This is a genomic window from Enterococcus sp. 7E2_DIV0204 (assembly GCF_002140855.1).
Taxonomy (GTDB): Bacteria; Bacillota; Bacilli; order Lactobacillales; family Enterococcaceae; genus Enterococcus_L; species Enterococcus_L lemimoniae.
Window position 1 is genome coordinate 2,391,201 of the sequence record NZ_NGKY01000001.1, and the last position, 6,576, is coordinate 2,397,776.

5 protein-coding genes, 2 pseudogenes and 1 riboswitch are annotated in these 6,576 nt (G+C 31.8%); all 7 genes and pseudogenes read left to right on the top strand.

Annotated features, from left to right (window positions below):
• The first annotated feature begins 130 nt into the window (after window positions 1-130).
• A riboswitch (FMN riboswitch) is annotated at window positions 131-267 on the top strand.
• 131 nt (window positions 268-398) lie between these two features.
• Window positions 399-1,442 (top strand): bifunctional diaminohydroxyphosphoribosylaminopyrimidine deaminase/5-amino-6-(5-phosphoribosylamino)uracil reductase RibD, encoded by a 1,044-nt coding sequence (ribD, locus tag A5819_RS11145; RefSeq protein WP_176271465.1) that lies wholly within the window; start codon window positions 399-401, stop codon window positions 1,440-1,442.
• Between the two features lies 1 nt (window position 1,443).
• Complete coding sequence (locus tag A5819_RS11150) at window positions 1,444-2,064, top strand: riboflavin synthase (RefSeq protein ID WP_086278866.1); 621 nt, start codon at window positions 1,444-1,446, stop codon at window positions 2,062-2,064.
• A complete protein-coding gene (gene ribA / locus A5819_RS11155; protein ID WP_086278867.1) occupies window positions 2,065-3,246 on the top strand; it encodes a GTP cyclohydrolase II in 1,182 nt (393 codons plus the stop codon).
• A gap of 15 nt (window positions 3,247-3,261) precedes the next feature.
• Entirely contained in the window at window positions 3,262-3,732 is a 471-nt protein-coding gene (ribE, locus tag A5819_RS11160; protein WP_086278868.1) for a 6,7-dimethyl-8-ribityllumazine synthase, read from the top strand.
• A gap of 406 nt (window positions 3,733-4,138) precedes the next feature.
• Window positions 4,139-4,417: pseudogene (locus tag A5819_RS11165) on the top strand (DUF6110 family protein); the annotation flags it as partial.
• Between the two features lie 432 nt (window positions 4,418-4,849).
• Window positions 4,850-4,951: pseudogene (locus A5819_RS19815) on the top strand (hypothetical protein); the annotation flags it as partial.
• A complete protein-coding gene (locus A5819_RS11170) occupies window positions 4,946-5,401 on the top strand; it encodes a MucBP domain-containing protein (protein ID WP_254907308.1) in 456 nt (151 codons plus the stop codon). The pseudogene A5819_RS19815 and the gene A5819_RS11170, both read left to right, overlap by 6 nt.
• Window positions 5,402-6,576 lie beyond the last annotated feature (1,175 nt).

Below are 6,576 nucleotides of genomic sequence, written 5' to 3' on the forward strand. Positions count from 1 at the left end.
AATGTTCACGTCATTGAATCAAGTTATTTTTTATACAAAGAAATAGGCAAAACGAACATGACTTGGATTCAAATTTTTGGAATATTGACAAATTAATGTCTAACTTGTATTCTATATATGTTAATTGAATAGATTTCTTCGGGGCAGGGTGTAATTCCCGACCGACGGTGACAAGTAATAACTTGAAGTCCGTGACCCGCAATAGTTGCGGTTGATCCAGTGAAACTCTGGAACCGACAGTTAAAGTCTGGATGGGAGAAGAAAAACTTACTAGAACTGATGGGAGAAGTATGTCTTTTTTTGTCATGGTTTCTTTGAGTTTGTTTTTTTACCAGCCCTATGTGCATACATAGGGCTTTTTTGTTTAGAAAGGAGGAATTTTTTTGCATGAAATATTTATGAAGCTAGCGATTCAAGAAGCAAAAAAAGGACAGGGAAATACCTATACCAATCCTTTAGTTGGTGCAGTGATTGTTAGCGAGAACAACGTACTTTCAAAAGGTGCTCATTTAGAGTATGGACAAGCACATGCCGAAAAAAATGCAATTGATTTATGTAAAACTCCCGAAAAACTACTTAATTCAACAATTTATGTTACCTTGGAGCCTTGTAATCACTACGGAAAGCAACCACCATGTACACAATTAATCCTTGATTCAGGGATCAAGAATGTTGTCATTGGACAGCTAGATCCTAATCCATTGGTTTCGGGGAAAGGGGTGAAGGCATTAAGAGATCATGGTATCCGTGTGATGATAGGTATTTTGGAGAAAGAGGTACGAAATTTAAATAAGAATTATAATTATTTTTTCGAGAAGCAGCGGCCATATGTTTCTCTAAAGTTGGCGATGTCATTGGATGGAAAGATTTCTTTGAGGAAAAAACGATTACAAATTAGTCAACAGGAAGTATTCGAGAGAGTTCATGAAGAAAGAGATAATTATCATGCAATTTTAGTTGGAAGTGAAACAATTTTAATTGATGATCCTCAACTGCTTTCGACAAAAAAGACCAAATTTTCTCCCATTCGTATTGTGATGGATAGAAGAGGCAGGCTTTTAGATAATTTTAAGCAAACGATTTTTAAAGACAGTAGTGCACCAGTTTTGATTTTCACAGAAGCTACTGAATATTCAAATCAATTACCAGAACACGTGGAGGTGATAAGCCAATCTGCTGTTACTGTACCAGATGTTTTGAATGAACTATACAAGAGAAATATTCAATCTGTTTATGTTGAAGGTGGTTCAATCATTCATGATACTTTTTTAGCCAGTCATTGTTGGGACGAGATAATTTGTTATTTGGCACCAGTAATTCTTGGTGGGGACAGTCTTTCAAGTATATCAAGTAAACGAATGAGCCATTCAATAACAAAATTAAAATTTGTGGATCTAGAACAAATTGGCAATGAATTTAGGATTGTTGGAAGGAGAGTGTAAGATGTTTACAGGTTTAATTGAAGGAAAAGGGAAAATCATCCGAATAAAGCATGTAGGTCAAACAATTAAATTGACCTGTCAAACTTCTCAGCAGTTACTTGAAAAGTATAACGTTGGTGACAGTATGGCAATAAATGGTGTTTGTTTGACCGCTATTGAAAAAGCAACGCAACAGTTTACGGTGGATATTATGCCAGAAACTTTTCAACGTACGACGTTTTCACGATTGAAAATAAATGATGAAGTGAATTTAGAACGAGCACTACCGTATAATGGACGTTTGGAAGGACACTTACTGGCAGGTCATGTAGATGGAATCATACGTCTTAAAGAAAAAAAAGTAGAAGAAAACGCGCTTGTTTTAACCTTTGACTTTCCTAAAAAGTTTCAAGGAGAAATTATTTCTCAAGGCTCTATAGCTATTAATGGAGTCAGTTTAACCGTTACACAGATAGCTAAAACAAGTTTTTCTATTAGCTTGATTCCACATTCGAAAAATCAAACAAATCTTGGTAAATTAAGGTATGGAGAGTATGTGAATTTTGAAACGGATATATTAGGAAAATATTTAAAAGCACAATTAAAAACATTTCAATCAAAAGAGTGGAAGGTGCTGAATTAATTGGGGAAAGAAAACATTCAAGAAGCAATTGAGTTTTTAAGAAAAGGTAAGCTGATTGTGGTGGCGGATGATGATGATCGAGAAGCTGAAGGTGATTTGGTTGGCATTGCAAATTTGGTTTCACCTGAGAGCGTTAACTTTATGGTTACATTTGCACGCGGATTGATTTGTACGCCAATTTCAAAAAGAATTGCTGACCGTTTAAATCTTGGAGAAATGGTAGCGAGAAATACAGACAGCTTTGGAACAGCATTTACTATTAGTGTCGATCATAAAGAAACTTCAACGGGAATTTCTGCTTATGATCGCGCGACAACGATTCAAGCTTTAACCAAGCAAGAGAGTGTTGTAGAAGATTTTCATCGTCCAGGACACATTTTTCCACTCATCGCTAAAGAAGGTGGTGTTTTGGAAAGAAGAGGTCATACTGAAGCAGCTATTGAATTAGCGAAGCTAACGAATCAAACTGAAGTAGCCTATATTTGTGAAATTTTGAATGAAGACGGGACGATGGCGAGAAAAAGACAGTTAAAACAGTTCGCAGAAAAACACAAACTTCCATTTATTACTGTGGAAGAATTAGTACTATACTTAAATACACAAAAACCGTTAACGGTGAAATTACCGACTGCTTTTGGTGAATTCGACCTAACACTTTTTGAAGACCTGCAGCATAAAGAGCATTTAGTTTTATCAAAAGGAGAGATTGGAAAACAGGCAGAACCGATCATGGTTCGAGTACATTCTGAATGTCTGACAGGCGATGCTTTTGGTTCTCATAGATGTGATTGTGGTGAACAATTACATGAAGCAATGCAAATGATTGAGAAAAAAGGTAAAGGAGCTATTTTATATCTTCGTCAAGAGGGTAGAGGCATTGGCTTGAAAAATAAATTACGAGCTTATAAGTTGCAAGAACAAGGAATGGATACTTTTGATGCGAATTTGGCGCTGGGGTTCAAAGCAGACGAAAGAGACTATGAGTTTGCGGCAAATATAATAGATACTTTAGGTATAACAGAAGTTGATTTGATTACCAATAATCCTGAAAAAATAAAACAATTAGAACTTTTTGGAATAAAGATCAATCAGCGCATACCTCTGGAAATAGAAGCTGTAGAAGAGAATAAAGACTATTTAAAAACAAAAAAACAAAAGTTTCATCATTTATTGATTATTTAAGAGAGGAAGAAAAATATGACAACATTTGAAGGGCAGCTTTATGGAAAAGATATGAACGTTGGAATTGTGGTTGCACGATTTAATGAATTTATTAACGCTAAGCTTTTGAGTGGAGCAATGGATAGTTTAATCCGTCATGGTGTATCAGAAGAAAATATTGATGTTTATTGGGTACCAGGTGCATTTGAGATACCTTTTGTAACAAAAAAATTGATTAGCAATGAACATTATGATGGCTTAATTACGTTAGGAACCATTATCCGAGGAGCGACAACACATTACGAATTAGTGAGCAATGAGGTTGCAAAAGGAGTGGCTCATATTAGTTTGGAATCAGATATTCCTGTAATGTTTGGAGTGTTGACGACTGAATCTATTGAACAGGCAATTGAGCGTGCTGGAACAAAAGCAGGTAATAAAGGCGCAGAGGTTGCTCAAGGATTAATCGAAATGATTTCTTTAAACCAAGCTATAAGAAAGTTGTAGAATAATAAGATCTTATAATCATGGTGTAGCTAAAAACGTACTTTGCAGATATAATAGCACTGTTTATTTTGACGTTGCTACTTAATAGTTAAATGAGTTAGATATTCTACCCTATAAAACGATAAAGCTAGGATGCTTCGCTGAAGTCAAAGATATGCTAGTAGAAGGATGGAAAGCATATCTATATTAACAATTTGTTGAATCGAATAATAATAGTTTCTATTTTTATACTAGTACTGAGGCAATTAGCCAATCATAGAGTAACTTGACTATCCAAGTTATTTTATGATTGGATTTTTATTTGATAGGATAATGTTGTGCTGTTTGAAAAGAAAAATAACGAGATAGTATTATTTTTTGGAAAATATATGTAATACATAAATAGAGATGTGTATAAGAGACAGGTAAAAAAGGAAGTTTATTTATTGGGGGGATTTTGTTTGGAAGTGCAGGGTTTAAGTTATTATCCAGCAAAGAAGCTAAAAATATCTATTCTCACGGTCTGTCAAAAGCTTTTAAGATAAAAGATAGTATTGATACTTCTCTTTCTGCTATTAAGCAACATGCAGATGATGTTCAAGCGAACGCAAGAGATATTTATAACAGAGAAGAAAAGAATAGTAATTTAGAAATGATCAATGTTGATGCTGAAGAAAATCTAATTGATAATGATGCTAAGTTATAAAATTGTTTTTTCAACAAAACATCGAACTAGAATTGAATTACCTTTTAAGCTTAATCAAGATATTAAAGAATATCTTGAATATATCATACGCAAAAATTCTACCTGTCTCTTATACACATCTTATAATGTTACACTGATTACCATTAGAAAATAATAATGAACATTTTGGGTTTTATAGTATATTATTTGTTTAATATTTACTAAGATATTTATAGTAAAAAATTTAAAAAGAAAAGAGGAAATAATATGTTAATAAAGTCTTTTGGTAAAGTGTTTATTTGTTTATTTATTTTTATGCAGATTTTTTTACCTTTAACGGTAGTTTATGCTGAAAATTCGACTAAAGGAACAATTGATGTGTATTCTTATGATGAGGTAGGTAACATTATAGGATTCTATCCGAATAGCGCTATGTGAGATGTTGGTGTAGATTATACGATGACAGCACCGGAAGTAGGCGGCTATGAATTAGATACGAGTAAACTGCCAACAAATGAAAGTGGTCAATATGATGAGGGTTTTATACAAGTGAGTTTTTATTATAAGAAAAAATTGACTGAAGGAATAGTCGATGTATACTGTTTTGATGAGTCAGGCAACATTATAGCAGAGTATCCGAACAGTGATACGGGTGTTGTGGGATCAACTTATACGGTAAGCGCACCGGAAGTAAGTGGCTATGAATTAGATACAAGTAAACTACCGGCAAATGAAAGTGGTCAATATAATGAGGGTTTTATACAAGTGAGCTATTACTACAAGAAAAAAATGATATCGGATATAATTAAAAAAAATTCAAATGGAAATTCAATTAATAATAGCAAAAATAGTAATGTTTTAAAAAATGAGCAACCCAAAAAAATATTAGAAAATAGAATTATACCTAAGATGGGAGAAGAAACTAATTTTAGTTATATTTTTCTCGGTGTGATGATATTATTATCTTTATCTTTCTACTATAGGAAAGACAAAGATACAAAGTAGAAAAAAAGCATGACTATAAATATGTTACAATTGAATTTAAAAAGCACAAAACTTTATAGAAAAGTAAAGTTTTGACTAATTTGACTAAATAGAAGAATCTTAGTTTATTTTGAACATTCCAAATGAAACGGTTAATTAACTAGAAAACTAATTTTGAAAAAACGGTTCTTTATATAGCACACCCCTATTAGCTAGACTTTTTATTGAGTGGATTTTTCCACTCTATTTTTTTTAAAGTTTTTGATTGAGTCGTTGAAACTCATTTGGATTATACTAGGTAACATCTTTTTTATCTGGTAATAAATACACTAGCAAATAGAATACTTAAATACTTACCTTAACTCATTTTGACTTCAATAGGCTTTTCTGTAATACAATTTTTGCTTTGTAATGCTCTGAAAAAATTTTCCATAGGAGAATTAACTAAAGAGTTTTTTGAGAAATAGCTTCTTCAATCATAATCGTTTTCTCATTTAGAACTTCAAAAAAAAATATTAACGTATTGTTAGTTTTGTTTTTTCTTTCATATTCAAGGATATCCCTCATATGCTATCTTTTTTCCTGTTTTTTAAATTATCTGTAATAGATAACACATCTCACATTTATACTGTTCACTTTTTTCTACTCATCATTACTTCATTAACTAATAGTTCGTGAATTTTTGATTGATTATTTCAGTCCTACATAGTGCGTAGTTATGTGATAAGTATTATTTTTTAAGCTATATGCCTTGCCACAAGTAGGACATAAATAAATGTTTTTATTATATTGTTTTCGTGCTAAGTTTTTACATTCACAATCTATATAATAAGTACTGTTCTTATGATATCTATTTTTTTTTTGATAAATTGGTTGCTTAAAGAAATCATACCCCATATTATCCACCTTCTTAATGTTTTTAGAAACGAAGTTCTTAGTTGAACTGGGAGCTTTTTTTTGTAAAAAATATATCTAAACTTCGTAGGTCAGAAAATTACTAAATATATCTTGTAGGTTAATTTTTTTATTATAATTTAGGTTAGCCTTAAAATCAAGTTTAATCTTATTGTTATTATGTGAAAAAAATTAAAATTTATCTTAAATATTATAACTATGGTTGAAAGTCTACGATGTAAAAAAACTTTTTATTTCTCTATTTGGTTATTTTTTTTTACTTTTTTAATAATATACTTAAT

Coding starts and splice junctions, on each gene's coding strand:
- ribD (WP_176271465.1), top strand. CDS start 399: ATGAAGCTAGCGATTCAAGAAGCAAAAAAAGGACAGGGAAATACCTAT.
- A5819_RS11150 (WP_086278866.1), top strand. CDS start 1,444: ATGTTTACAGGTTTAATTGAAGGAAAAGGGAAAATCATCCGAATAAAG.
- ribE (WP_086278868.1), top strand. CDS start 3,262: ATGACAACATTTGAAGGGCAGCTTTATGGAAAAGATATGAACGTTGGA.